The 23,606-nt window shown below is 54.4% G+C and carries 20 protein-coding genes; 9 read left to right on the top strand and 11 right to left on the bottom strand.

The window, feature by feature from the left end; all coding sequences use genetic code 11:
- Positions 1-10: 10 nt before the first annotated feature.
- From HNV11_RS01930 to HNV11_RS01920, 3 genes are read right to left on the bottom strand one after another with little or no spacing between them, the layout of a single operon-like run.
- A complete protein-coding gene (locus HNV11_RS01930) occupies positions 11-556 on the bottom strand; it encodes a hypothetical protein (RefSeq protein WP_171738057.1) in 546 nt (181 codons plus the stop codon).
- Between the two features lie 2 nt (positions 557-558).
- On the bottom strand, positions 559-882 hold the full coding sequence (locus HNV11_RS01925) for a type II toxin-antitoxin system PemK/MazF family toxin (RefSeq protein WP_171738056.1): 324 nt from the start codon (positions 880-882) through the stop codon (positions 559-561).
- Positions 876-1,118, bottom strand: coding sequence for an AbrB/MazE/SpoVT family DNA-binding domain-containing protein (locus tag HNV11_RS01920; protein WP_171738055.1), 243 nt, complete (start codon positions 1,116-1,118; stop codon positions 876-878). The genes HNV11_RS01925 and HNV11_RS01920 overlap by 7 nt, the downstream gene beginning before the upstream one ends.
- 320 nt (positions 1,119-1,438) lie before the next feature.
- Here HNV11_RS01920 and HNV11_RS01915 point away from each other — a divergent pair, with 320 nt between their 5' ends.
- Positions 1,439-1,840: a hypothetical protein gene (locus tag HNV11_RS01915; protein WP_171738054.1), complete on the top strand. Its 402-nt coding sequence runs from the start codon at positions 1,439-1,441 to the stop codon at positions 1,838-1,840.
- 45 nt (positions 1,841-1,885) lie between these two features.
- Here the strand turns inward: HNV11_RS01915 and HNV11_RS01910 are convergent, their stop codons facing one another.
- Complete coding sequence (locus tag HNV11_RS01910; protein ID WP_171738053.1) at positions 1,886-2,227, bottom strand: tRNA-binding protein; 342 nt, start codon at positions 2,225-2,227, stop codon at positions 1,886-1,888.
- Positions 2,228-2,435: 208 nt separating this feature from the next.
- Between HNV11_RS01910 and HNV11_RS01905 the strand changes: the two genes are divergently transcribed.
- The 5 genes from HNV11_RS01905 to HNV11_RS01885 all read left to right on the top strand — a co-directional run bounded on the left by HNV11_RS01905 (position 2,436) and on the right by HNV11_RS01885 (position 9,295).
- Complete coding sequence (locus HNV11_RS01905) at positions 2,436-3,785, top strand: PQQ-dependent sugar dehydrogenase (RefSeq protein ID WP_171738052.1); 1,350 nt, start codon at positions 2,436-2,438, stop codon at positions 3,783-3,785.
- Between the two features lie 271 nt (positions 3,786-4,056).
- The gene (locus tag HNV11_RS01900; protein WP_171742024.1) at positions 4,057-5,859 is read left to right on the top strand and encodes a glycoside hydrolase family 2 protein; all 1,803 of its coding nucleotides are present in this window, start codon (positions 4,057-4,059) and stop codon (positions 5,857-5,859) included.
- 179 nt (positions 5,860-6,038) lie between these two features.
- Positions 6,039-8,276, top strand: coding sequence for an ATP-binding protein (locus HNV11_RS01895; RefSeq protein ID WP_171738051.1), 2,238 nt, complete (start codon positions 6,039-6,041; stop codon positions 8,274-8,276).
- A 3-nt stretch (positions 8,277-8,279) separates the two neighbouring features.
- Positions 8,280-8,711, top strand: a complete 432-nt coding sequence (locus HNV11_RS01890; RefSeq protein ID WP_171738050.1) for a response regulator — start codon at positions 8,280-8,282, stop codon at positions 8,709-8,711.
- Positions 8,708-9,295: a biliverdin-producing heme oxygenase gene (locus HNV11_RS01885; protein ID WP_171738049.1), complete on the top strand. Its 588-nt coding sequence runs from the start codon at positions 8,708-8,710 to the stop codon at positions 9,293-9,295. The genes HNV11_RS01890 and HNV11_RS01885 overlap by 4 nt, the downstream gene beginning before the upstream one ends.
- A 14-nt stretch (positions 9,296-9,309) precedes the next feature.
- Here HNV11_RS01885 and HNV11_RS01880 read toward each other — a convergent pair whose 3' ends face one another.
- The 3 genes from HNV11_RS01880 to HNV11_RS01870 form a co-directional block, all read right to left on the bottom strand.
- Positions 9,310-11,346 carry a PAS domain-containing sensor histidine kinase gene (locus HNV11_RS01880; protein WP_171738048.1) on the bottom strand — a complete coding sequence of 679 codons (2,037 nt, stop codon included), beginning with the start codon at positions 11,344-11,346 and terminating at the stop codon, positions 9,310-9,312.
- Positions 11,347-11,508: 162 nt separating this feature from the next.
- Positions 11,509-12,576 carry a saccharopine dehydrogenase family protein gene (locus HNV11_RS01875; protein ID WP_171738047.1) on the bottom strand — a complete coding sequence of 356 codons (1,068 nt, stop codon included), beginning with the start codon at positions 12,574-12,576 and terminating at the stop codon, positions 11,509-11,511.
- 13 nt (positions 12,577-12,589) lie between these two features.
- On the bottom strand, positions 12,590-14,629 hold the full coding sequence (locus HNV11_RS01870; protein ID WP_171738046.1) for a hypothetical protein: 2,040 nt from the start codon (positions 14,627-14,629) through the stop codon (positions 12,590-12,592).
- Positions 14,630-14,843: 214 nt separating this feature from the next.
- On the opposite strand from HNV11_RS01870, the gene HNV11_RS01865 reads away from it, so the two are divergent.
- Positions 14,844-16,214, top strand: coding sequence for a cytochrome ubiquinol oxidase subunit I (locus HNV11_RS01865; RefSeq protein WP_171742023.1), 1,371 nt, complete (start codon positions 14,844-14,846; stop codon positions 16,212-16,214).
- A 91-nt stretch (positions 16,215-16,305) separates the two neighbouring features.
- Complete coding sequence (gene cydB, locus HNV11_RS01860; protein WP_171738045.1) at positions 16,306-17,340, top strand: cytochrome d ubiquinol oxidase subunit II; 1,035 nt, start codon at positions 16,306-16,308, stop codon at positions 17,338-17,340.
- A 75-nt stretch (positions 17,341-17,415) separates the two neighbouring features.
- Here cydB and HNV11_RS01855 read toward each other — a convergent pair whose 3' ends face one another.
- From HNV11_RS01855 to HNV11_RS01845, 3 genes are all read right to left on the bottom strand, one after another.
- On the bottom strand, positions 17,416-19,560 hold the full coding sequence (locus tag HNV11_RS01855) for a hypothetical protein (protein ID WP_171738044.1): 2,145 nt from the start codon (positions 19,558-19,560) through the stop codon (positions 17,416-17,418).
- Between the two features lie 167 nt (positions 19,561-19,727).
- A complete protein-coding gene (gene nfi / locus HNV11_RS01850) occupies positions 19,728-20,420 on the bottom strand; it encodes a deoxyribonuclease V (RefSeq protein WP_171742022.1) in 693 nt (230 codons plus the stop codon).
- Positions 20,421-20,484: 64 nt separating this feature from the next.
- On the bottom strand, positions 20,485-21,363 hold the full coding sequence (locus HNV11_RS01845) for a glycoside hydrolase family 16 protein (RefSeq protein WP_240163687.1): 879 nt from the start codon (positions 21,361-21,363) through the stop codon (positions 20,485-20,487).
- A gap of 172 nt (positions 21,364-21,535) precedes the next feature.
- Between HNV11_RS01845 and HNV11_RS01840 the strand changes: the two genes are divergently transcribed.
- Positions 21,536-22,933, top strand: a complete 1,398-nt coding sequence (locus HNV11_RS01840) for an Nramp family divalent metal transporter (RefSeq protein WP_205402741.1) — start codon at positions 21,536-21,538, stop codon at positions 22,931-22,933.
- Here the strand turns inward: HNV11_RS01840 and HNV11_RS01835 are convergent, their stop codons facing one another.
- Positions 22,934-23,557 carry a hypothetical protein gene (locus tag HNV11_RS01835; RefSeq protein WP_171738043.1) on the bottom strand — a complete coding sequence of 208 codons (624 nt, stop codon included), beginning with the start codon at positions 23,555-23,557 and terminating at the stop codon, positions 22,934-22,936.
- Between the last annotated feature and the right edge of the window lie 49 nt (positions 23,558-23,606).

Below are 23,606 nucleotides of genomic sequence, written 5' to 3'. Positions count from 1 at the left end.
TAGCGCTGGTTCAGAACCGCCACGCAGCCCCGACGCCCACGGCCGCATGCCCTGTGAGCGGAACCGGCGCGACAGATACCCCTACCCCCACCCGGGGTTGCTGCAGCATTTCGTTATACCGCGAAACGGCTTTATTGACCTGGCCATTACCAATAATTACGAAGGCTAAGGAAGCCGCAATGGACCCTCCGTATACGGTCCAGTAGGCGCTATTGCTCCGGGAATTTCGGAGCAGAATATAGGCCAGCGGCACAAAGGCTGTCAGGCGACTAAGCGTCGTCATGGTGCGGTAAGCTTTAAAATGGTGATTCACGGTTGGGTCGTCGAGTTCATAAAACGGAACTTCCAGCGAATAGGGCGAGGAAAGTTTTTTGCCGCCATAGAAATAAATGCTCCCCAGCGCTGAGGAACTATAAGCCCGCTCAATAGGCATCAGATGTGCCGGAATGGGAACCGTTCGATAGTGGCCGGTGTCATCAGCGCGTCGGCTGCGCTGGGCAACGGTTGTCAATGAAACAACGATAAGGGGCAGAGTAAGAAGCAGAAGTCGTTTCAAGGTCAGTCAACGAATAATTCCTTTATCACTTGTTTGATTTCGTCAGTTTCGTCCTGGCTTAACCTGCCAAGTACCTGGCTGACTTGCTGTCGGTCAACCGTGCGGATCTGATCGAGGACTACCCAGCCCGTGTGCCCGTTGGAACGAACCGGAACGCGGGATGGATAGGATTTCGACGTAACGGTCATCGGCGCAACAACCAGCGTATCGACCTGCCGGTTCATCTCGTTGGGCGAAATGATCACGCACGGCCGGGGTGGACGGACGTCACCGCCTGCGGTTGGTTCGGAGCTGACCAGAGCAACATCGTACTGATTAATTACCATGAGGTCCAGATTTCATGGGTGAACTCATCGGGAAACGGCAGACGATCATCTCCATTTTCATGCATCTGCCGGAAGGAATTCTCCCAGCCGTCGCGGGGAGTACGTACCGGCTTCAGCAGTAACCCATCCTCGCGCAGCTCAAGCTCGACGGAATCCCGGATCTGGTATTTATCGAGAATGGCTTTCGGAATACGAATGCCTTTGGAATTGCCAATAGACACGACGGCTAACCGCATAAAGAAGTGGCTACGATGTAATTACAAACGTACAACCGTTCATGAATGTTTCAAAATGCTTTATAGTCCGGTGTACTGTAGTAGTACAAAAGCTAAGAAATTGATAATCAGACAAATTATTTTTTATGGCTTCGCTTTTATCAACCAGTTCCTGACTACTCAGATACTTCCTCCTGCAGACTGACAACCAGAAGTGAATCCACTACTTTATAAACGTTGGCGTAACTCCCTGGTCTTTTGTTCCGAGCCCGGTTTTCTGGAACGCAGAGTAAACATCTCCGTAATTGATCTGTTTACTAAGTAGTCAACCTATTAAATCTATGAAAGCCATTAACTCTATTGTCATCCTTTTTTTCAGCGTCCTGACCTTAAATTCATGTACGCCTAAGATGACCTTTACTACCTCTTCCATCATTCCCGCAGCCAGTGGCGATGTAGAGGTAAAAAAAGATAAGAACAACAATTATATCGTCAATGTGAGTGTACGAAATCTGGCCGAACCGCAAAAACTCAATCCTCCCAAGAGTACCTACCTGGTCTGGATGGAGTCGGACAATAGCTCAGCCAAAAAGTTAGGCCAGCTGGCCCCTTACTCCAAATCGCTGAAAGCTGACCTGAGTGCAACCTCGATCACTAAACCAACGCAGGTTTTTATAACCGCCGAGAACGATGCAGAGGTCACTTACCCGCGTGGAGAAACGGTGTTAACGACCAGAAAATAACTCTATTCCTGCCTACTACCCAGCGGCCGACACAGAACAGTCAGCTTATGCGATACGCAGTCCGTTCTGCGTTGGGCGCTCGGTCTGGAGAAGCGTGACGGTACCATCATCGGCCACAGCGCCCAGCACCAGGCATTCACTCATGAACGTAGCGATCTGTTTAGGTGGAAAATTAACGACTGCCACCAGCTGCTTCCCGATCAGCTCGGCGGGCTCATACAGTTTGGTCAATTGGGCCGATGTGCGTTTTATACCTGAATCGCCGAAGTCTACCGTCAGTTTATAGGCTGGTTTACGGGCCTGCGGGAATGGCTCAACGGCTATGACCGTACCAGTCCGAATCTCAACTTTCTCAAAATCGCTCCAGGTGATAGGTTCTGCTGGCATCGTATGTCCTGTTCATGATTACGCCCCGGCGATGAAAGCCACGTAGCCGAGAGATTCCTCTGAATCACAAAGGCGGAATGCGTACTTTTGTCCTGATCAAAGGTAAATAAAGCCATTCATTTCCTGTTCTGGGCCCCGAACTTTTGATTACAACGAGCCGTTTACGGGCGTTGTCACTCTGTACGCTCAACCCAATCAGTCAATTACCATGAAAGCAACTCTGCTTTTTCTGACAGCGGCTACGGCTATCGCCTTCGGTGGTCCGCTCAAACCAGTCAAACCCAAATCACCTAAACCCCGCCCGGCCGTTTCTGCTCTTGCACCCGACCCCGACAACGGTGGCCTTTCGCTCACCAGCGGTTTTCGGGCAATGGTTTTCGCCGATAGCCTCGGTAAGGCCCGTCACATAGCCGTTGACCCAACCAGCGGTACCGTATTTGTTAAGCTCGACCGGCTTAAAAACGGCAAAGGCATTGTTGAACTGCGCGATAACAATGGCGACGGTCGGGCCGATCAAACGACGATGTTTGGCAACTATCCCGGCACGGGTGCGGGCATCTACAACGGTTATCTGTACGCATCTGCCGATACCGCCGTGTACCGCTATAAACTGACGAATGGCAAGGTACTGGAAACGACCCGACCTGAGCCCATCGTGGTTGGTCTGACCCTCCAGCGCCAGCACGCCAGTAAGTCGTTCGCCCTTTCGCCCGATGGCAAGCTTTACGTAAATTTTGGCGCTCCGTCTAACGCCTGCCAGGAGAAAGACCGGCAGCGCGGCTCAAAAGGGATGGACCCCTGCCCGATTCTTGAGAATTACGCAGGCATCTGGGTCTTCGACGCCAACAAACTGAACCAGAAGCAATCGGATGGCAAACGATACGCCACCGGTATTCGCAACGCGGTTGCCCTCGACTGGAATACCGCCAACAATACGCTCTACGCCCTACAGCATGGTCGCGACAACCTCAATAACTGGGGGGGTGTATTCACCGATTCACTAAGCGCAGAGCTGCCCTCAGAAGAATTCCTTATGGTGAAAAACGGTTCGGATTTTGGCTGGCCGTATTGCTACAACGACCACTATCAGAACAAGAAATTCCTGGCTCCCGAGTACGGCGGAGACGGTAAGATTATTGACCGCTGTGCGGGCAAAGAAAAACCAATCATGGCTTTCCCCGGTCACTGGGCACCTAACGATCTGCTGTTTTATACGGGCAATCAGTTTCCAGCGCGTTACAAAAACGGCGCGTTTGTCTGTTTCCACGGTTCATGGAACCGCGCTCCGCTACAGCAGGGCGGCTACTTTGTGGCGTTCATTCCATTCGGCAAAGACGGTCGGCCATCGGGTAAATATGAGGTATTTGCCGAGAATTTCGCGGGCGTAGCGGAGCTGGGCAAACCAGGCACAATGGCCAACGCCGGCAAGCTTGACCTGGCCAGCCCCGGCGACGCCAAACACCGGCCCATGGGCCTGGCTCAGGGTCCGGACGGCTCGCTTTACATCACCGACTCAGTGCGCGGCACAGTTTGGCGAGTGATGTACGCCAAGAAATAATCATCCGGCTTTTATCAGTTGAAAATCCAGGTACTATACAGAAAGATGGTACCTGGATTTTTTCATTTGGAAGTACTACGTAAGGCTTTCGAGCGAGGCTGGCAGGAGTTTTTACTTTTCTGCATATGTGCATTAAACAAGTTTCCAAAACCCCCGCCCCCTGCCTGACGTTTAAGGGCGTATGGAATTACAGCAACCCAACCTTAACCTGACCGAGAGTCAGGAAGAACTCCCCCACGAAAGTCTAACGGCTGAGACACAGTTGCCCAGCATGCTGCTGCCAGGCCAGGCAGACCCCCAATCGCTTCCCCGCGCCGTGCGCCGACCCGACGGCTACATGCTCCTCGACGGCGAATGGTTATTCGCGCTTGACCCCGACGATCAGGGACTGCAGGACAGCTGGCAGCTGGGCTATCAATACCAGCGCACCGCTCAATGGCCCGGCACCATCGAAGACCATATGGTCGAAGCCAAATATGCGGCTCAGCCGACCTCCACCTGGCACGATAAAGTCGTTGCCTGGTACGAGCGGGAGTTCAGGCTGCCCGACTTATCCGAATCGGCGGTTGGTCATTCGATGTTTCAGCTGACATTCGGGGCCTGTGGCTACGAAACCCGCGTCTGGCTGAATGGCATGCCGCTCCAGACAATCGAAGGCGACGAAGTGCATTATGGCGAGTACACGTCATTCTCGTATGAGCTAAACCCCGAATATTTACGTCCTGTCAATCGGTTGACCGTCCGGATTGCTGATTCAATGGATGCCGAAATTCCGCGCGGCAAGCAGGAATCGCACGTGTATAAACGCGGAGGCATCTGGTACCAGACGGCCACCGGCGCCGTGCGCAGCGTCTGGATTGAAGCGGTCGGGCGGAATCGCCTGCGTTCACGCGTGGGGATTGTGAGTATAGTTGAAGATCAGATTGTCAGGATTAACCTGACAACGCGCATTCATGACCCCGGCGATTACGTAATCCGGCTGACAGTTTACGGACAGGGGGCGCCAACGGATGAGCCAATGGCTACATCCGATTTTCCGATTCGGCTGGAGGCCGGCCAAAAACAGCAGCGCCTGGTCATTGAAGTGCCCAATGCGGAATTGTGGTCGCCCCAGTCGCCGACGCTCTACCGGCTGGTAGGTCAGCTCATCGACAAAGACGGCTTCGTTACGCAGATTGAATCGCATTTTGGCTTACGTAAGGTCGAAGCCCGGGGCTGCTGCGTCTTTCTGAACAACAAATCCATTTACCTCGACGGTATTTTGTATCAGCCCGGCACGGCAACGTTTGAGGAAATGAAGCGCCACTTTACGGCCATGAAAAAACTGGGCTGTAATCTCGTACGCGTACATATCGCGGGCATCGACCCCCGGATTTATAACCTCGCCGACGAGATGGGTCTGCTGCTGTGGGTCGAAGTACCCAGCCCGCATAGCTCGACCATGCGCAGTCGCGAGAATCACAAGGCCGAACTGCTTCGCATGCTCACGCTGATGGAGACCCACCCTTCCATTATCATCTGGAGTCTGTATAACGAGGACTGGGGTGCGCAGGACATTGCTACCAATCCCGAAACCCGGCGGTACATTACTGACCTGTACCACTACATGCTTATTCACCACCCGCAGTTTCTGGTGATCGACAACGATGGCTGGCACCATATTTCAACCGAAGGCCGCCTGAAATCAGACTTGCTGACGGCTCACCTCTACACCCCCGACGTTGAACACTGGCGTTACCTGCTCGATCGTCTAGTGTCAGGTGATATTGAGGGCGTTGCTGCCTATCCGCTGGTTGTCGGCGATCCATTCTTCTTCCGCCGACAGGTGCCGCTGGTTGTCAGCGAGTGGGGCGGGTTCGGTTTTGTCAATTACGGTGGTCCGGTTGATAGCGATGATCGCGCCGACCGGATTCACCTGTTCAAGCAGGAATTAAGGAAGCGGGCCATTGCGGGCGACGTTTACACACAGGCAACCAATATCGAAGATGAACGCAACGGCCTGATTGACTTTCATACGGGGGAACTGATGGTTCCGGAAGGACTGCTGAAGTCGCGGGAAGGCGGTTATTTCTGATCACGAAGCCGGTAAAACGTAACAGGAGACGCCTGATGACAGCTACCGGCTTCGTTTCAGGTTCGCTGAAACATCCGTATATTGCGCAACGTTCCTAAGGAATTTGGCTGCTCCTAAGCGGCAGTCGCTGGCTAACCTGTCAGAACGATTACGCTGATTTACCAACGTGCTGTTATCTAATGACTTCTCTGACCGTTGACCTGACGAACTGCGAACGGGAACCGATTCATATCCTCGGCCATATCCAGTCGTACGGCTATCTGATAGCTATCCTGCCTGATACGTACACCATCGTTCATGTCAGCGAGAACATTGCCGACCTGTTTGGGCACCCCCCCGCTGAGCTGCTCGGACAATCTGTCGAGACTGCCTTAACCCAAACCAAACTCCCGGCGGCTACCTTAATCGAGATCCTAAACGTAGGTACCCGTAACGGGTCCTGGGAGTCTATGAATCCGAATCGGTTTCTGCTGAATGGAACCGACTGGAACCTGATTATTCACAAGCATCAGGGCCTAATCCTGCTGGAATGGGAGCCGGTGGGCGAAAATAATACGCTTGTTAATCAGCAGTTAATCGCTCATTCTTTAACAGAAGTTCAGGCGAGCCGGACACTGGCCGACCTGTTGCAGAATACCGCGCAACGCGTAAAAACCATTATCGGCTTTGACCGTGTAATGGTGTACCGCTTCGGCGCAGACTGGCACGGGCAGGTCATTGCCGAAGCCCGCGAAGATCATCTGGAGCCGTTTTTGGGCCTTCATTACCCAGCTTCGGATATACCGCGTCAGGCCCGGGAACTGTATAAAGTGAATCTGGTTCGGCTGATTGCCAATGCAGGCAGTCAACCTGCCTGCCTGCTGTCGGCCCCCAACTGGCCCGCCGACCAGCCGCTGGATTTGACCCATTCGGTATTACGGGCTGTATCGCCCGTGCATATTCAGTACCTCAAAAACATGGGCGTTCAGGCATCCATGAGTATCTCGCTATTGTACCGGGGCGAGTTGTGGGGCCTGATTTCATGCCATAATTATACGCCCCGCTTCGTCGATTATCCTGCCCGGCAGGCCGCCCGGTTCGTCAGCCAGTTGCTATCGGCCGCCCTGGAATTTCGCAAAGATGCGGAAGACCAGACTGCTCTTCAGCAATACCGGCAGAACGGTCAGCAACTGCACCAGCAATTACTCCTGAGCGAAGATGTGGTGCAGGCGCTAACCCGGCAACCGACAACGGTACTGAACCTGACAACGGGCACCGGAGTCGCGCTGCTGTTCAATAACCAGCTTTATAAACTGGGGAAGACACCCAGCGATGCCGATATTCTGGCCCTGGCTGACTGGCTCAAAACGACTGACGCCGAAACCTTCTTCGAAACGGACCAGCTCCCTAATCTGTACGCACCCGCCGAAGCCTTCCGGGCCGAAGCATCAGGGCTACTGGCTATTGTTCTATCCAAGGAATTAAACGAGTATCTGTTCTGGTTCAAGCCCGAACGTATTCAGCAGGTTACCTGGGCAGGCAATCCGGAGAAACCCGTTATAGTAACCGAAGATGGTCAGCACCGGCTCAGTCCCCGCACGAGCTTTGCGGCCTGGACCGAAACGGTTCGAAATACGTCGGAGTCCTGGGCCGAATCTGAGGTATCGGCGGTGGTCAAACTCCGGGAAGATGTTCTGCAGGTCGTTACCCGCCAGGCCAACGAAATCCGGCTGCTGAACCAGCGTTTGCAGGTTGCCTATGAAGAACTGGACGCGTTTAGTTATACCGTCTCGCACGATCTGCGCACGCCGTTGTCCTCGATCCGGTGTTACTCGGAAATCCTGCTGGAAGAATACGGCCAGGACTTTACGCCCGACGCCCGGGCGCTGTTTCAGAAAATCATCGATTCCACCGAGCGGATGCGGTCGCTGATCCGGCATATTCTGCACTACTCGCGTATGGGCCGGAATGACCTGAATGCGCAGCCCGTTGATATGAAGCAGTTGCTGCAGGGGATTCGGGAAGAGATTATGGTGACGGCCAAAGACCGATCGCTGCGCATTGACATTGGCGACGTACCGCCTATCAACGCCGACCCTACGATGGTGACGCAGGTGTTCACCAACCTGCTGAGCAACGCGGCCAAATACACCCGTTTGAAACCGGAAGCCGTCATCCGGGTGCAGGGTGAGCAAACCGCATCCGACGTCATTTACTCGGTTGAAGATAACGGCATTGGCTTCGACATGAAGCAGGCGGGTAAAATGTTTGATCTGTTTAAACGGTTAGAAAACGCCCGGTCGTTTGAGGGCTCCGGTGTTGGTCTGGCCATCGTTAAACGAATTATCAACCGGCACCAGGGAAAAATCTGGTTCCATAGTGAACCGGACCGGGGCACCACATTCTCAGTTACTTTCCCGGCGGTTCCTACTATTTGATTTATGGTTGACGTTCTTTACGTAGAAGATAATGCTAATGACGCAGATATCTTTAACCGCCTGATGCGGAAACTGAACCGTCCGATTAGCTTTACCATACTGACTACCGGCTCAGAAGCCGTTGAGTATCTTACGGGTCAGGGCCGGTACGAGAACCAGCCGACTGCGTTGCCCAAACTGCTGCTGCTCGACCTGAATCTAACCGGATTGAGCGGTGTAGAGGTAATGGAACACATTCGGTCGAACGAGCGCACCCGATTCATTCCCATTGTTGCGTTCAGCACCTCCGACAGCCCAACCGATATACGTTCGGCTTACGAAGCGGGGGTCAATGCCTATGTGGTTAAACCGGGCAGCTATCCGGCCACCGGCCTGCTCCTCAGCCGACTGTATGATTTCTGGCTGCAGGATAACACCCGAACCCATTACCGATGAGCACTTTGTTAGAACGGCTGCGGCAGGAAACCCGCCCGCTGCATGAGCAAACCGAACAGCTCCTTTATGCAGAAGCTCTGCGAGCCGGTACGTTGACAGCACCGGAATACGTCCATCTGCTGCGCATTCACCTGGCGTTCCATCGGGCGCTGGAACAGGCCATTGACCGTTACCCGATTTTTTTCCGGGATTACGAAGCCGTGAACCGCCGGAAAGCGCCCTGGCTGGAGTCCGACCTGACTTATCTGAGCGAAGCACATCCGCCCGGTTTACCTGAATTATTTGCAGACTGGTCGCCTGCTGAACTGCTGGGCGCGGCTTACGTAGGTGAAGGGTCCATGCTGGGCGGCACCGTCGTCTGGAAGCTACTACAGCAGAACCCGGCTTTACAGCCGCTGTTAACGCCAGCCCGCTTTTACCAGGGCTACGGCCCTGCCACGGGCCGCTACTGGCGGGATTTTGGTCTTTTTTTAACGCAGCAGGCCGTTGCGGAGCCCGACGAAGTGGTGTCCGGCGCTCAGCGGGCGTTCAAGGCCTATCAGGTACTCTTCTGGGCTACGCAGTTTTCAGCCGGGCCTGACTGAGGCATACTTCTACGCTACACCGGATTAATAACTGGCAGAAACACTTTGAAGGTTGAGCCGTTACCAGGCTCGCTGCTAACGTCAATAGTGCCGCCGTGACTTTCGGCCACCCGCTGGCAGATGGCCAGCCCAATGCCGGTGCCGCCATAGCTGGCGGGATTATGCAGACGCTGGAAAGGCACAAAAATCCGGTCTTTGTATTTTTCTTCGAACCCCAGTCCGTTATCATTGACTGTGATCATCCAGAATGGCTGTTGAGCATAGTCCTGAAAGTGAAGCGGAAACTCATTGGGCTGGGCTGAGTGCGCCGTAATCTGGATAACGGGCGACTGATCCGGCAAGGTAAACTTGAGCGCGTTGGCAATCAGGTTCTGAAAAAGCTGACGCAGCCGGGGTGCACTGCCCAGCACCGACGGCAACGGAGCCGTATCAACGACAGCATTCTTTTCGGTAATGACCATCTCCAGATCGCTCAATACGTCGGTCAGCACATCGGTCAGCGAAACAGGCCCGTAGGAATCCGGCTGGGTAGCCAGCTGCGAATAGGTCAGCAGGTCTTTGATCAGCATCTGCATCCGCTGGGCCGATTTCTGAATTCGCCGAACCATATCCATCTCTCCGTCGGACAGGTTATCGATGAACTGATTCTGCAGGATGTCGCTGAAGGCCTGAATACGCCGGAGAGGTTCCTGCAGATCGTGCGACGCCACCTGAGCGAACTGCTGAAGGTTTTCGTTGGAGCGTTTCAATTCGGCATTGGCCTCTTTCAGTTCAGCCTCATGCTGCGCGGCAGCCAGCTCGGCGCGCTTTCGGTCCGTAATGTTATTGTAGGTAACCACAACGCCATCTTCGCCCTGCTTGACGGCCGATATTTCAAACCAGCCCTCCAATCCAAATTCATCACGGTAATACTGAACACTTTGCTCTGGCTGACCCGTGTTGATAACCCGTACGTACAGATCAAAAAAGCCGTTGTCCTTATTCCCCGGAAAAACCGTTAATAAGGTTTGACCAATGATCTGATCGGGCGTCATGAAGTTGCTTTTAATAACCGCTTCATTCGCGGTATTCATCGTGAAATCAACAATGGTACCGGCCCCATCCCGAATAGCCGTCATGGCAATAATACTATTCAGCGAAGCATCCAGCACCGTCCGCAGTTGATGCGCCTGATACTCCAGGGCGCGGGTTTGTTCAGACACGCGCTGTTTCAGCACCGCTTCAGCCTGTTTGTTCAGGGTGATGTCCATGACCGTACCCATGAACTGATAGGCCACGCCCGCTTCGTTGAAAAAAGCCTGCCCGTTTGCCTGAATCCAGCGTAACTGACCATCTTCCAGGCCAATTGTCCGGTATTCTACATCATAACGACCACTTTCGCCGGGTTGAAACGCACGCTGCACGGCCTGATCGGTCCGCTCCCGGTCATCAGGATGCAGCCCCCGCAAAAACAGATCATAATCAACCCGTGCCTCTGGTGACAGGCCAAAGAGTTCTTTGGTTCGGTCGGACCAGATCAGCTCACCCGTAAGTGGGTTAAAGTCCCATGTACCCATCTTGGCCGATTCCACCGCCAGCCGGAGCCGTCTCTCCGCACTTTGTGAGCGTAACTCGGCCCGCTTTCGGTCCGTTACGTCAACCAGTACCCCGGAAAAGGTAATCGGCTTTTTCTGTTCATCGTAGCTGAACCGCCCCCGGGCAAAAACCCACCTTGGTTCGGTATCCGGCGCAATAACCCGGTAGTCTGCCTCGTAAATTGCCCCGGTCTCCATGGCCTCATCAATTAACCGCTGGACCCGCGGATTGTCGTCCGGATGAATGCTATCGGTAAAGGTGCTCAGCGGCAGCCCGTTGGCGCCCGCTTCCTGACTCACCCCGAATATTCGCAGCAGATTGGAATCGCCCAGCAGTTTATCCTGGATAACGTCCCAGAACCAGGTGGCAATCAGGCCGGCATTCAGCGCGGTTTGTAACTGTTCGTGGGAACGACTAAGCAACGTCTCGGTAGCAGGGGGCATAGAAGGATACTGGGCAGCAAACGGCGACTTCATGATCGGGCAACGAGAGGCAAATGAACATACTAAGTTACAAATTAACGTCCTATAAACCTGAATAGTTGTTAAAGGGCGCCGTTTAGTGAGTTAGCCTAGGGAGGCACAAGGCCTTTACAGGCAGCCAGCCAGCTACTTTCCAGAGATGATGCCAACCCTACTTTATACTCCAACGTCTTCCCGCCGGACGCCTTCAACTTCCAGAACGAGATCTGCGCCGTATAAACCCGCCGGTGTCTGAAAACCGGCTTTCCAGTTTCCGCTGAGTACCTTTTGAACGATGAGCACAGACGTTCGAGCGGTGAGGGTGTATCCTTCGGGACCGTGCAGACGAGCTTCTGCAATGTTGCCGGTCGCGTTCCGAACCTTGCCCCAGATATGGGTTTGGGCCCGCTGCCGCTTTGACTCATCGGGACCGGTAACGCTGGTCGAGATACGTCGTTTCAAAAAGGACTGTACCGACGGGTTCTGAAACAGCCACCCCAGGTAGTTTCCGGCTTTTGCCGCCAGAATCTGGCCCGGCGACGATGCCATAAAGGTCTCTATGGTAGGAATGCGGGTTGTCCAGTATGCCGTTGCAATATCGCCCCATGGAATAGCTACGCAGGGCCGCAGCCGACCGTCGCCAAAGTTGACCGACAGAGTTTTGTGAGCGTATGGTACGGTTCGCAACCGACCGTCCTGCCGGATCATACCGCCCATGCCGAGTCCTTCAAGCGCTGTCTGGGCGGTGCCGTGCGACAGGCCACCCCCGTCGTTGGCAAAGGCCAGCTGCAGGTGCGTTGCGTCGGGTAAACGCTCATGGAGGTAGCGGGCCATGCAGTCGGTCGGTACAACGTCGAAACCCACGCCCGACATGAGCTGGATACCCTGCGCCTGAGCCGCTTTGTCAAGTTTCATCCCCGATTCAAAGACGGCTATTTCGCCCGTAATGTCGAGGTAATGCGCCCGGGTACGCAGACAGGCCTGCATCATGGGGGCGGCTGTCTGCGAGAAAGGTCCGGCGCAGTGCAGCACCACTGGTACGTCCTGAAGTATGGCATCGAGTGCCGAACGGTCATTCAGGTCAGCCACTCGATACGCTAAGCCATGTTGATCGGCGAGGGGCTTTACCTTAGCCTCGTTACGTCCCGCCAGAACGGGTTTCATTCCAAGCGATTTGGCCAGGTCAATGATCAGCCGGGCGGTATAGCCGTTAGCCCCGTAAAGTAGAAAAGTAGGTGTTGCCATTTTCATATCTGGGTTACTTCCCTAACCGCCCGAAAGCTGCTCTTAACCGAACAACTTCTTTATTTTTCAGACTAATCGAATCAACTGCCTGCTGGCTAAGATTCCGGGCCACGCTGTCGGACAGGAACCAGCCGAGCGGATATCGGTCGTTGTACGCCAGCCGGAGCGTGAGGTAATTGGTTCTGGGATTCTGGAAACGGTTCATGAATGAATTGAACATATTGTCGCGCGTGATCGAAGCATTGTCCCAGGCGTTGAAAAAACCCAGCAGCGGAATCTGGACGACCTGCATGATCGAGCGTTTCTGGGGTAGTCGGCCAATGGTGTTGCTGTTCTGAATAAAAACTATGTAGGGAATGATCGTTACGTTCCCAGCGGTGTCGAGCCGCCGAATCGTGGGAACCAGGTTGTTCAGCAACTGAATGCAGGTTTCCACCCCCGAATTATCGAAGTAGCCGCCATCTACGACGTGGCCTCCATACTGCCGGATACGGCCGTTGACGAGCGTATCTTTCTGCACCAGCCCACCGTTGGTGACCACCGGAAATCGACTGCAGAGCGATGCGGCCGTTTTGAGCGGCACATCAGCGCCAACGATATCGAGTGTCGATACTACGTCTTTAAAATAATCGGGATCGAGCCGCAGGTTCGACGTAATGGTTTTCTGTCCCGATTCGGCCAGGGTACCGTTCAGCAGCAGCGAAGGCAGGTTATAGTTATAGCCCGCTGGCGTCCGATAGAGTTGGGTCAGCGATTGATCGAGTGTGTTGAAGCCCAGGTTGTCGTCATACGAATCGGCCCAGGAGTCTTCGAGCCATTTTCCCCGTTCCAGGGCCGCAAACGGAAACGGCGAGATGCGCTGAAGAGACTCCGGAAACAGCAAAGCCGCCGTTACGGCCGACAGGTAGTCGTCGCGGATTACGGTTCTGAACTGATCGAAATGACCAATACGCTCCTTCTCGGATAGTCCGGCCCGGATTACATCGCGCAGAAACGCTGTATAAAATACCGCCCCAACGCCCCCACCCGATACACCACTGAGCGCGTAGACATGCCGACTAAACTTGGGAATGATTGAATCCAGCCGAATGAGTGTTTCCGCCGTCCAGTTGAGCGCCCGGATACCACCCCCTTCGGCCGCTACCAGCACCAGCGGAATTGTGTCGCCATCTTCCTGCCGCCGACTGGCCACCCACTGCGTAAAATGAGCCTCAACAGTTGGTCGCTGACTGAGGAGCGGCACCGACGCAGCCGTAGCCCGGCGAACAGCCGTATTGTCGTTGAACGCACTGACAGCGACCAGATACAGACCCGTCAGCGCGACCAGCGGCCGGTAGCGGTAATCATTGAAATAAACGACCAGGCCACCCCAGAACGTAAACAGCGAAATACCGAAAATAATAACTGCCGTAGGACGCAGGCTCCGGGCAATTTCCCATTCGACCGGCAAACTGAATAGCGTAATCAGAAAGACGGTCAATGATAAGCCGACCGTAAGGGTCAGGCGACCAAGCCGATGCTGCCACAACTCCGCTACGTCCTGCCGGAAACTGGTGTACCGTTCAGGGAACGTCCAGTGTTTTGGCATAGCAAAAATCAATACGTGCTCTTCGACCCACCGGAATAAAACCAGCATCAGTCCGCTTTCGAGCAGCAGCAAATAGGGTTGCAGATTACCGGGCTGCCAGAACGCATAAGCCAGAATCAGGGCAGGTATCATTCCTCCAAGCCGGGGAAGCCAGCGCAGTAACTGATCACACTGCTCATTTATCCGCAGCCCAACGGGCGAGATGTGCAGAATCATCCGCGTGCTGCCGTACACAACCCAGCTCCAGACAAACGTACTGAGCAGGATATATTGAAACAGACGACTGAGAACGCCCGTATCAATCACGGCGGTAATCATATCGTCGGCCTGGTCGGGGCCGGTCAGCACGTAGAGCGCAATGAGCAGCGTAATGAGGATAACGAACGCATTCCGTTGCGTCTGGTAGAACGCGATGGCGTAATTCCGGATTTGCTGGGCAAGGGTTAATTTCTTTACAGATTGCACAAAGGCATCGGATTAATACAAGGTTGTTAGTATAACCATTTACCGGCAACTAAGGAACGCCATTTTTAGCTCTTTTTTTGGCAAAACCCGTCTCTTTTCCACTGCCATCTGAGCGCCCGGTTGTACCTTTCGGGTGGTAGCTGCTTCGCTGGAGCGCACCGTCGTTGGAGTCGGTGCGCGGCTTCGGCGACCCGTCCCGGCTATCGCTACGCTTATGGATAATGTGGAGCTTCTCTCCCGGATTCAGTTCGCTTTCACCATCGCGTTTCACTACATCTACCCGCCCCTGAGTATCGGTCTCGGCGTTTGTCTGGTTGTGATGGAAGGCCTGTATCTTAAAACAAAAAACAAGGTTTACGAAGAGCTGACCCGCTTCTGGGTCAAAATTTTCGCGCTCATTTTCGGTATCGGCGTTGCCACGGGCATCGTCATGGAGTTTGAGTTTGGCACCAACTGGGCCACCTACTCCCGTTACGTGGGCGACATCTTTGGTTCGGCGCTGGCAGCCGAGGGTATTTTTGCCTTCGCCATGGAATCGGCCTTCCTGGGTATTCTCGTGTTCGGCTGGAACCGGGTGAGCCCGCGGGTGCATTTTCTGGCAACGGTGCTGGTTGCCCTGGGGTCGATTTTCTCGGCGCTCTGGATTGTTGTCGCTAACTCGTGGCAGCAAACGCCCGCCGGGTACCGGATTGAAGGCACAGGCATGCAGGCCCGCGCCATCGTGACCGACTTCTGGGCCATGGTTTTCAATCCGTCGTCCGTCGAGCGGTATTCGCATGTGCTGATCGGGGCGCTGCTGGCGGGATCATTTCTGGTACTGAGCGTCAGCGCGTGGTATATCCTGAAGCGACAGTACCTGGCTCACGCGCAGGCGGCTTTCCGGATTGCGCTCTGGATTGCGGCCGTATCGTCGCTGGGGCAGTTGTTTACGGGCCATCAGTCGGCGGAGGTGGTCACCAAATACCAACCCGCCAAACTGGCCGCCATGGAAGGGCACTTCGAGAAATCGGCCCCGGCCGATATGTATCTGCTGGGCTGGGTCGATGCAAAGCAGCAGGCAACTACCGGCCTGAAAATCCCGGGCGGACTTTCGTTTCTGGTGCATCAGGATTTTAATAAGCCCATTCCCGGCCTGAACAGTTTCAAGCCCGAAAATCGTCCTTCGGCGGTCAACTTTGTATTCCAGACCTACCACCTGATGGTGGCCATCGGCATGACCCTGATCGGGTTGTCGCTGTTCAGTCTGTACCTGCTCTATAAAAAGAAGCTATTTCAGACGCGCTGGCTGATGGGCGTTTTTGTGGGAGCGGTTCTGCTGCCGCAGATTGCCAATCAGGTCGGCTGGTACACCGCCGAGGTTGGGCGGCAGCCGTGGGTCGTTTACGGTTTGCTGCGTACGTCCAACGCGCTGTCGCAGGCCGTCAAGGCCGAACACGTGCTGGGCTCGCTGATTCTGTTTACGTTCATCTACGTCATGCTGTTCGCGCTCTTCCTGTACCTGCTGAACAAAAAGATTCAGCACGGCCCCGACGTAGAAACCGACCGGCACGAACCCTCTTCCCGGATGAATCCAGTACTTAATTAAAGAGCGAAAGGGTGAATTGGTGAATGAGCAGTTAGTTGCTCGCAGTTCACTCATTCACTCTTTCGCTTAATCACTCTTTCACTTGTTACCCATGGATACTGTTCTTGGTATTGATTTGCCCACCTGGTGGTTTCTGCTGATTGGCGCACTCATTAGCGGCTACGGCATTCTCGACGGCTTTGACCTGGGGGCCGGAGCGCTGCACCTGTTTTTTCGCAAAGAGCAAAGCCGACGTATTGCCCTCAACGCCATCGGCCCCGTCTGGGACGGTAACGAAGTCTGGCTCGTTATCGGAGCCGGTTCCTTATTCGCGGCTTTCCCGCTGGTTTATGGCACCATTCTGTCGGTGTTTTATCTGCCGTTTATCCTGTTTCTGGTAGCAATTATTTTCCGCGCTATATCAATCGAATTCCGGAGCAAGGAAGAAATGCCTTGGTGGCGTACCACCTGGGATATCAGCTATTCGATTTCCAGCATCGTTATTTCATTGCTGCTGGGGCTGATTTTAGGCAATATGATCCAGGGAATTCCGCTGAACGCCAATCATGAGTTTGTCGGGCGGCTGAGCGACTTTTTCAATCCCTACGCTGGGCTGATTGCCATTACGGTGCTGTCGCTGTTCATGATGCACGGAGCCATGTACCTCATCATGAAAACCGAAGACCGGATTTACGCTAAGCTAACGATCATTGCCAATAACACCAGCAAGTTTTTCATCCTGTGCTTCATAGCAACGTCGCTGGCAACGCTCATTTACGTACCGCACATGACAGCCATTTTTAAAGCGTATCCGGAATTATTTGTTCTGCCCGTCGCGGCCGTTTTAATCGTGCTGAATATCCGCCGGAGCATCGAGAAACGGCAGTACCGGCGCGGGTTCATCTCGTCGGCCATTACGACGGCCCTGCTGCTGATTCTGTTTGCGATGGGGCTGTACCCTAACCTTGTTCTGTCGAACGTTGACCCCCGCGGCCATATCAGTATTTACGAGGCTGCGTCGTCAGACGGTTCGCTGCGAACTATGCTGCTGTTTGCGTTTATCGGCATGCCGCTGGTAGCTACCTACACGGTGTTTATGTTCTGGACGTTCCGCGGGAAAGTCAAGCTGGAGGAGCATAGCTATTGAGCCATAAGCAAAACGCCCTGTCTCGGGAAGGTTCCCGAGACAGGGCGTAATCAATTTGTTGCCTAAACACTTTCTTTACGGCAGTTTGGCAAAGCCAACGGCTTTAGGCCCGTACTGCGGGAAATAGCCGGGATTACTGTTCAGGATTACGCGCGTTTTAGCGATGCACGAGACGGTATAACCGCATGGGTCGAGTGGTCCGGTGTTAAGGGTCCACACGCCGTTGGCATCGCCCGTATCACCCAGCGTATTGTAACTGCGATCATCTGGACTGGGAGCGGCCCCATGCACGTGCGACTGCGGCTCCAGACGTAGTTCCCACGACGCAAAATACGGGTGAATTGCGCGCACGTGTCCATTCAGGTCGGGCGTGGCCGTTGAGGTTGAGTGGCAGTCGCCCCCGTCAATCACCAGGTCCAGCGTAAAGTCCGTATCCACCGCCGTATTAGCCGTTGGACTGACTGTCATGGGCGTGTTATGAATAATCATCGTGAAAACGTCACCCTGCTGCTCCGTGCTGGTCTCATCGGTGAAGAGGAATTTGATCGTATAGGCCCCGTCAGGCAGTGAACCCGCCTGCCAGGTGGCGAAATAGTTGTTTACGTTAAACAGCCCCGCAGCCGGATTCTGTCGATACACAAACCAGCCGTCCGGGCTTGTCTGTACGTCGTTACTGAACGAGGCTGTTCCAAAATCATACATCCGGATGGACTCGTGCAAGGAAACGGGCTGATAGAAACTGTCGGGCTGCGATGCCGGTTTGAATAGAATTTTATAGCGAATATCGCCCCCAAATCCGCCCCGGTCAATGATGCCATTAAAGCTAACTGCCCCACCCCACGGCCGGTTATTGGCGGGCGTCGGACTTGTCGGGCGGTAGTTGTACAGGAAAGCCGTTGGGTCGATGTCTTCCCGCGGCACACCACCCACGTACGTAACGACCGATGCCACCTTGCCTTTTGTACCGATGCCCGGCCGGATCTGCACGACGGTATCGCGCCGGTTACCCCAGTAATTCAGCAGGTTCGGGTCGGTGGTAGAGGGCAGCGTCTGCCACGACAGCACGGCCCGGATACGTAGCGTCTGCGGAACTTTGCACGGCCGCAGCCGGTCCGATACGTTGAACGGAAGCGTTACGGCATAATCCAGCCCCTCGGCCGGAATGTTGTCAATGTCGTGGGCATCGAAGCTTGTTGTACCGATGTAGTGCTCAAACGTACCGTTATTGTCCCAGTCGGCCCAGAAGGCAACGTGCTCTTTCGACCCCCGGCTGCAGAGGTTGCCGTTAAAACCCGACTTACGTTTGATTTTCACCACGGCGCTTAGTGTATCGGCAGGCGTATTCAGCCCGACGCACATCAGCTCTTCAAAGGTTGTGTCGGCTTTGTTCGGGTCTTTCAGCAACAGGTCGGTAATATCCTTGATGTTGATACCCACCTTGGCAATATCACCTACATTGAACAGAGGTGTATTGGCGGGTAGGGTCGCCATCTGCGACAGGGCAGCGGCCGTGCTGAAGAGCGTCCGGTGAGCCGGCACATTGGCCGTCTGGTTCTGCTTGAACAGTTCAGCGAACGAAGGATTCTGCGTCGAGAGCGCTTTAATGGGCTCGTCCAGGTTAAGCGATGCCACTAGATCAGGTTTGATCTTAATCTGCTGATGATCGATCAGTTCCGCCAGATTAAAGAACGATTTGCGTTTCAATTGAATCTTGCGATCGAGCCGGTTACCATAGGCCGGCAATTCATTTGGATCAGTCGACGGCACCACATTCCACGACAACACGGCCCGCACGGTCGGGATAACGGCCAGATTACAGCTTAGGGCCTTCCTGTACCGCTCATCTTCAATGTGCAGCTGAACCGCATAGGTCAGCGGGTGTGGCGGACTGGCGGGCGTATCGGTGATGTCGGCAACTTTCGTGCTGACGTAACCCATGTTCTGGAATCCGCTGCCGAAGTCCACAAAGAACCGAACGTGTTCAAACGAGGAGCGGCTGCAGAGAGGGCCGCTATAGCCCGTTTGCTGTTTAATTTGAAAAAGAGCCGTCAGTCGTTGGGTATCGGGCTGATAGCCGACGCAGGTTAGCTCTTCCCAGAACTTAATGCCCTGGAATTTGAGCGCTTCCCCAATGTTCTGATTGACCAAAAACGTTTTCCGTCCCACCAGCAGTTCGTCCAGCTGAATCCTGGTGAGTTTGTCATCCACTAAAGCTTCCATTGACTTAATAGGGTTTAAGGTAAAGCGATGCCGTGCGTATCACGGCTTTAGCGAGACGAAGGTAGACGAGCCCGGAACAGAATTTTAGCGCAGAACTACGGGTAATACCATTGCCATTTCTACCCGATTGATAAAGTGGAATAACTCACAGAAAGGCGTTAAGCTTGTTAATCGGCTTTACGCTCTCCTCTCCGCAGCGCGTTCACCAGATTATGCGTCCGGCGCGTTGGCTCGGGGATGCGATAACCACCGTCGCATTGCAGCGTCAGCGAGATTGCCATTTCCAGATCAATCAGATGACCGGGCGATACATAAACTGGATTGACTTTGTTTTTGGTGCGCAGAGCCGCCCCGACTACATCACGGTAGTGCAGCATCGGCGACCAGGCACCCCGCTCGGGAGCCGGTTCTTCGTATTTACCCACCAGCACCGACTTGCCGCAGCCAAACGTGGGCCGGTTCAGGAAAAGACCCGCGTGCGAGGCAATCCCGATCCGGCGGGGATGCGCCGTACCGTGTCCATCGAACATCACTACGTCGGGCTCGGCCCGGAGTTTGGTCCACGCTTCCAGCAGCGACGGAATCTCGCGGAACGACAGCAGTCCCGGCACGTAAGGAAACGTAGCGGAGCTGATCACGCCAACTTCTTCTATCGTCTCCATCGTCTTCAGATTCAGGACTACGATGCCGGCATAAACCGTTTCTTCAAACTTATTGAACGAAATATCGCAGCCTGCGATGGTGCGGGGTGGCTGGCTTAGCGGTTGAATCTGGATTTGCGAGCGCAGTTGTTGCTGAAGCGCTACGGCCTCGGTGGGCGTAATATTGGTCCAGTCGTGAAGGGGTAGGTAGTCGGCCATGCAGACTAAACCCATAAGCCTATGCACTGTTTATTTTCGTCACCGCACGGACTGGAATCCTGATTCACTGCTGATAGATACGCACGTAATCCACTTCAAACCGGCTCGGAAACGTAGTGGCCGATGGATCACCGCCATTATCGCCCCCAATGGCCAGATTCAGCAGAACGTAATGGGGCTTTCGAAAGGGATTGATACCTGTTCCATCCTTGTTAACCGTTTCGCTTAGATTAACCCGATTCAACAATAAATCATCTACATACAGACTGATGGCGATTTCGTCCCAGTCCATTCGCCAGACGTGAAACTTCTTCGCCCAGTCTGGATCACTGAAGGAACTGATTGGCTTTTTGGTTGTGCGCCATTCGGCCTTATACTGCTGGGCGGTTCCCCAGGCCACGTTCGCGAGCAGCATATTCCGGTAATACTCCATGATGTCGATTTCGCCATTGGCTGGCCACTCGCCCGCTACGCCCAGCGTCCAGAAGGCGGGCCACATACCGGGACGGACATCGATACGTCCCCGCATTTCAAAACGCCCGTACTGCCAGCTGTGCAAACCATCGGTTTTCAGACTGGACGACGTGTATTCGATAAAAGGACGGCTCGTTCGCCAGTCGGTGCTGTTGGCCTGGTAGTTTGGGTTAGGCCGACGCTCCCGACGAGCTTCGATAATCAGCAGCCCGTTTTCGCAGCGGGCATTGTCGGGCTGATACCATTGGTGTTCCCGATTGCGCACAAACCCATTCTCAAAACTCCAGTTTTTGGGATCAGGCCGTCCGTTGGTATTGAACTCGTCGGCCCATACTAGTTTCCAGAGCGTATCTTTTGAAGCCTGACCAGTTGGCGGCTGTTGTGAATGAACAGATCCGGCAGGCTGGCTGTAGCCATGCCGCCCCATCAGGCAAAACAGGAAAGATATAAACAGCGTTGAACGCTTCATTCAAGAATCTATGATTTCCTGGCTTATTAAGCGTTTTACAGCCAGTATTTTACTGTCGAATCATGCTCAAATCACCGCTGATGGGTGCCAATGGCATCAGGAGAACGTCGTAACGGGTATGTTGCGGGGGTGGCTTTCTTTGTAGGTTACGACAAACCTGTTCCTCATTTCCTTGACCCAGCCCGACACCTCCGCTACGCAGCCGACACTGGCTCCGGTCGACCGGTACGCCGTATCGTCCGAGCTTATTCAATCGGCTCCGACAACCTTCCTGGGACAGTTCCGCCACCTCGGCCCCGGTTTCATCCTGTCGGCGGCTATCGTCGGCTCCGGGGAGCTTATTGCCACGACGGCCTTAGGAGCCAAGGCCGGTTTCGTTGCCTTCTGGGTGATTCTGGTCAGCTGCTTTGTGAAGGTAGCCCTGCAACTGGAATTCGGCAAAAACGCCATCTACAGCGGTCTGCCAACCATGCAATCGCTTAACCGGCTACCGGGGCTGCGGCTGGGCCGGGGCCACTGGACCATCTGGCTGTGGCTCAGTTTACAGGGCCTGAAGGTCCTACAGGTAGGCGGTATTGTGGGCGGGGTTGCCCTGGTGCTTAATATGGCTTTTCCTGCTATATCGACGAGTATCTGGGCCATACTGGCGGCTGCTTCGGCCGGACTACTCATTTACGGTGGGCATTACGGCTGGGTTGAAAAAGGCTCTCTGGTGATGATCCTGCTGTTTACGGGTACCATCCTGCTATCCGTTTTTCTGCTGCAGCGCACCGAGTTTGCCATCAGCGGCTCCGAACTGGCCGAGGGGTTCACCTTTTCGCTCCCGCCCGCAACGGTGGGCGTGGCCCTGGCAGCCTTCGGCATTACGGGCGTTGGGGGCGATGAGATCATGTATTACACCTATTGGTGCATTGAAAAGGGCTACGCAGCCTATACCGGCCCCTACGAAGATACGGACGCCTGGACGAACCGGGCGCGGGGCTGGATTCGGGTTATGACGCTCGATGCCATCTGCTCGATGGTTGTGTACACGACCGTAACGGCGGCTTTTTACCTGCTCGGCGCGTCGCTCCTGCACGAAGGGGGTGCCATACCCGAAGGTTACGCAATGGTCGAATCCCTGTCGCGGCTTTTTACCGTTACGCTCGGCCCCGGTGCGAAAGTCGTCTTTATGATCGGCGCTTTTTTTGTCCTGTACTCAACCTTATTCACCGCCACAGCCAGCTGGTCGCGGATTTTCGCCGACGCGTTTGGGCAGTTAGGCTGGCTGAACTTCAGCGACCCGGTAGTCCGTAAAAAAACGCTCGCTACGTTATCCTGGGCTTTTCCAGCGCTGTGGTGCGTTCTGTTCCTGTTTATCAAACTGCCGGTGCTGATGATTCTGCTGGGTGGTATTGCAACGTCTGTCCTGCTGCTGGTGGTTGTCTGGGCCGCACTGCAATTCCGCTACCGGGAGTTGCCGAAAAATCTGAAGCCAAAGGTTATTTACGACATATGGCTCTGGTCGAGCATAATAGCCATACTGGGGGTTAGTCTTTATGGCGTCTGGCAGGTAACCGTCGGCCAGTGATTATTCAACAATCTTCACCCGAATCTGGTGGGGAGCCGTCTGATTTCCTCCGAAATACAGTCCGGTTTTATAGGCGAACGTCTTGTTGTGCGTAAAGGGAACCGGCTGCCCGCCCAGAATCTGATACAGCTTTTTGTTGTAATCAATCTTGATCGTCAGCTTGGTAGGCGTATTTAAGGCGGTTTCCGCAATCTTGAACGAAGTTAATTTACCTTCCACATACACATACGCCCCCAGGTCAATGCGGCCCCGCTGCGGATTCCAGCGCCAGCCTACGCGCGCGCCATCGATCTGATGCGGAGGTATGCCGGTTGTAATATCCTGATCTTTCGAGCCAACAAACCCCAGGCCGATAACTTTATTCCAGTCCTGCTCGTCAATTGCGCCCACGTCATAGATACACGAACTATCGAAGGTTACGGTCGCTGATACTTCCCCTGGACTAAAGAGAATCCCGACTTTACGTTTAGGCAGGGGTTCGTGGTCGCCCGGCTCAATAACGACCCAATCAGCATCCGGCACCAAAAAGTCCGGCACGCATGCATTCATCAGCAGCGCTATTCCAAACAGGAAGATACTAGCGACGAATGCCTGAAGACGGGCGGGTACGAAAAAGCGGTGCATAGGAATTGGAGCGTATCTACTGCAAATAACGCCAGAAGTACCCGTATTC

This window comes from Spirosoma taeanense, from assembly GCF_013127955.1.
GTDB classification, from domain to species: Bacteria; Bacteroidota; Bacteroidia; order Cytophagales; family Spirosomataceae; genus Spirosoma; species Spirosoma taeanense.
Note: the sequence above shows the minus strand (reverse complement) of the source record. Positions and strands in the feature narration are given on the sequence as shown.

Excerpts from the sequence above, each read along its gene's own strand:
- HNV11_RS01925 (WP_171738056.1), bottom strand. The coding sequence starts at position 882 with ATGGTAATTAATCAGTACGATGTTGCTCTGGTCAGCTCCGAACCAACC.
- HNV11_RS01920 (WP_171738055.1), bottom strand. The coding sequence starts at position 1,118 with ATGCGGTTAGCCGTCGTGTCTATTGGCAATTCCAAAGGCATTCGTATT.
- HNV11_RS01915 (WP_171738054.1), top strand. The coding sequence starts at position 1,439 with ATGAAAGCCATTAACTCTATTGTCATCCTTTTTTTCAGCGTCCTGACC.
- HNV11_RS01910 (WP_171738053.1), bottom strand. The coding sequence starts at position 2,227 with ATGCCAGCAGAACCTATCACCTGGAGCGATTTTGAGAAAGTTGAGATT.
- HNV11_RS01905 (WP_171738052.1), top strand. The coding sequence starts at position 2,436 with ATGAAAGCAACTCTGCTTTTTCTGACAGCGGCTACGGCTATCGCCTTC.
- HNV11_RS01900 (WP_171742024.1), top strand. The coding sequence starts at position 4,057 with ATGCTGCTGCCAGGCCAGGCAGACCCCCAATCGCTTCCCCGCGCCGTG.
- HNV11_RS01895 (WP_171738051.1), top strand. The coding sequence starts at position 6,039 with ATGACTTCTCTGACCGTTGACCTGACGAACTGCGAACGGGAACCGATT.
- HNV11_RS01890 (WP_171738050.1), top strand. The coding sequence starts at position 8,280 with ATGGTTGACGTTCTTTACGTAGAAGATAATGCTAATGACGCAGATATC.
- HNV11_RS01885 (WP_171738049.1), top strand. The coding sequence starts at position 8,708 with ATGAGCACTTTGTTAGAACGGCTGCGGCAGGAAACCCGCCCGCTGCAT.
- HNV11_RS01880 (WP_171738048.1), bottom strand. The coding sequence starts at position 11,346 with ATGAAGTCGCCGTTTGCTGCCCAGTATCCTTCTATGCCCCCTGCTACC.
- HNV11_RS01875 (WP_171738047.1), bottom strand. The coding sequence starts at position 12,576 with ATGGCAACACCTACTTTTCTACTTTACGGGGCTAACGGCTATACCGCC.
- HNV11_RS01865 (WP_171742023.1), top strand. The coding sequence starts at position 14,844 with ATGGATAATGTGGAGCTTCTCTCCCGGATTCAGTTCGCTTTCACCATC.
- cydB (WP_171738045.1), top strand. The coding sequence starts at position 16,306 with ATGGATACTGTTCTTGGTATTGATTTGCCCACCTGGTGGTTTCTGCTG.
- HNV11_RS01855 (WP_171738044.1), bottom strand. The coding sequence starts at position 19,560 with ATGGAAGCTTTAGTGGATGACAAACTCACCAGGATTCAGCTGGACGAA.
- nfi (WP_171742022.1), bottom strand. The coding sequence starts at position 20,420 with ATGGCCGACTACCTACCCCTTCACGACTGGACCAATATTACGCCCACC.
- HNV11_RS01845 (WP_240163687.1), bottom strand. The coding sequence starts at position 21,363 with ATGAAGCGTTCAACGCTGTTTATATCTTTCCTGTTTTGCCTGATGGGG.
- HNV11_RS01835 (WP_171738043.1), bottom strand. The coding sequence starts at position 23,557 with ATGCACCGCTTTTTCGTACCCGCCCGTCTTCAGGCATTCGTCGCTAGT.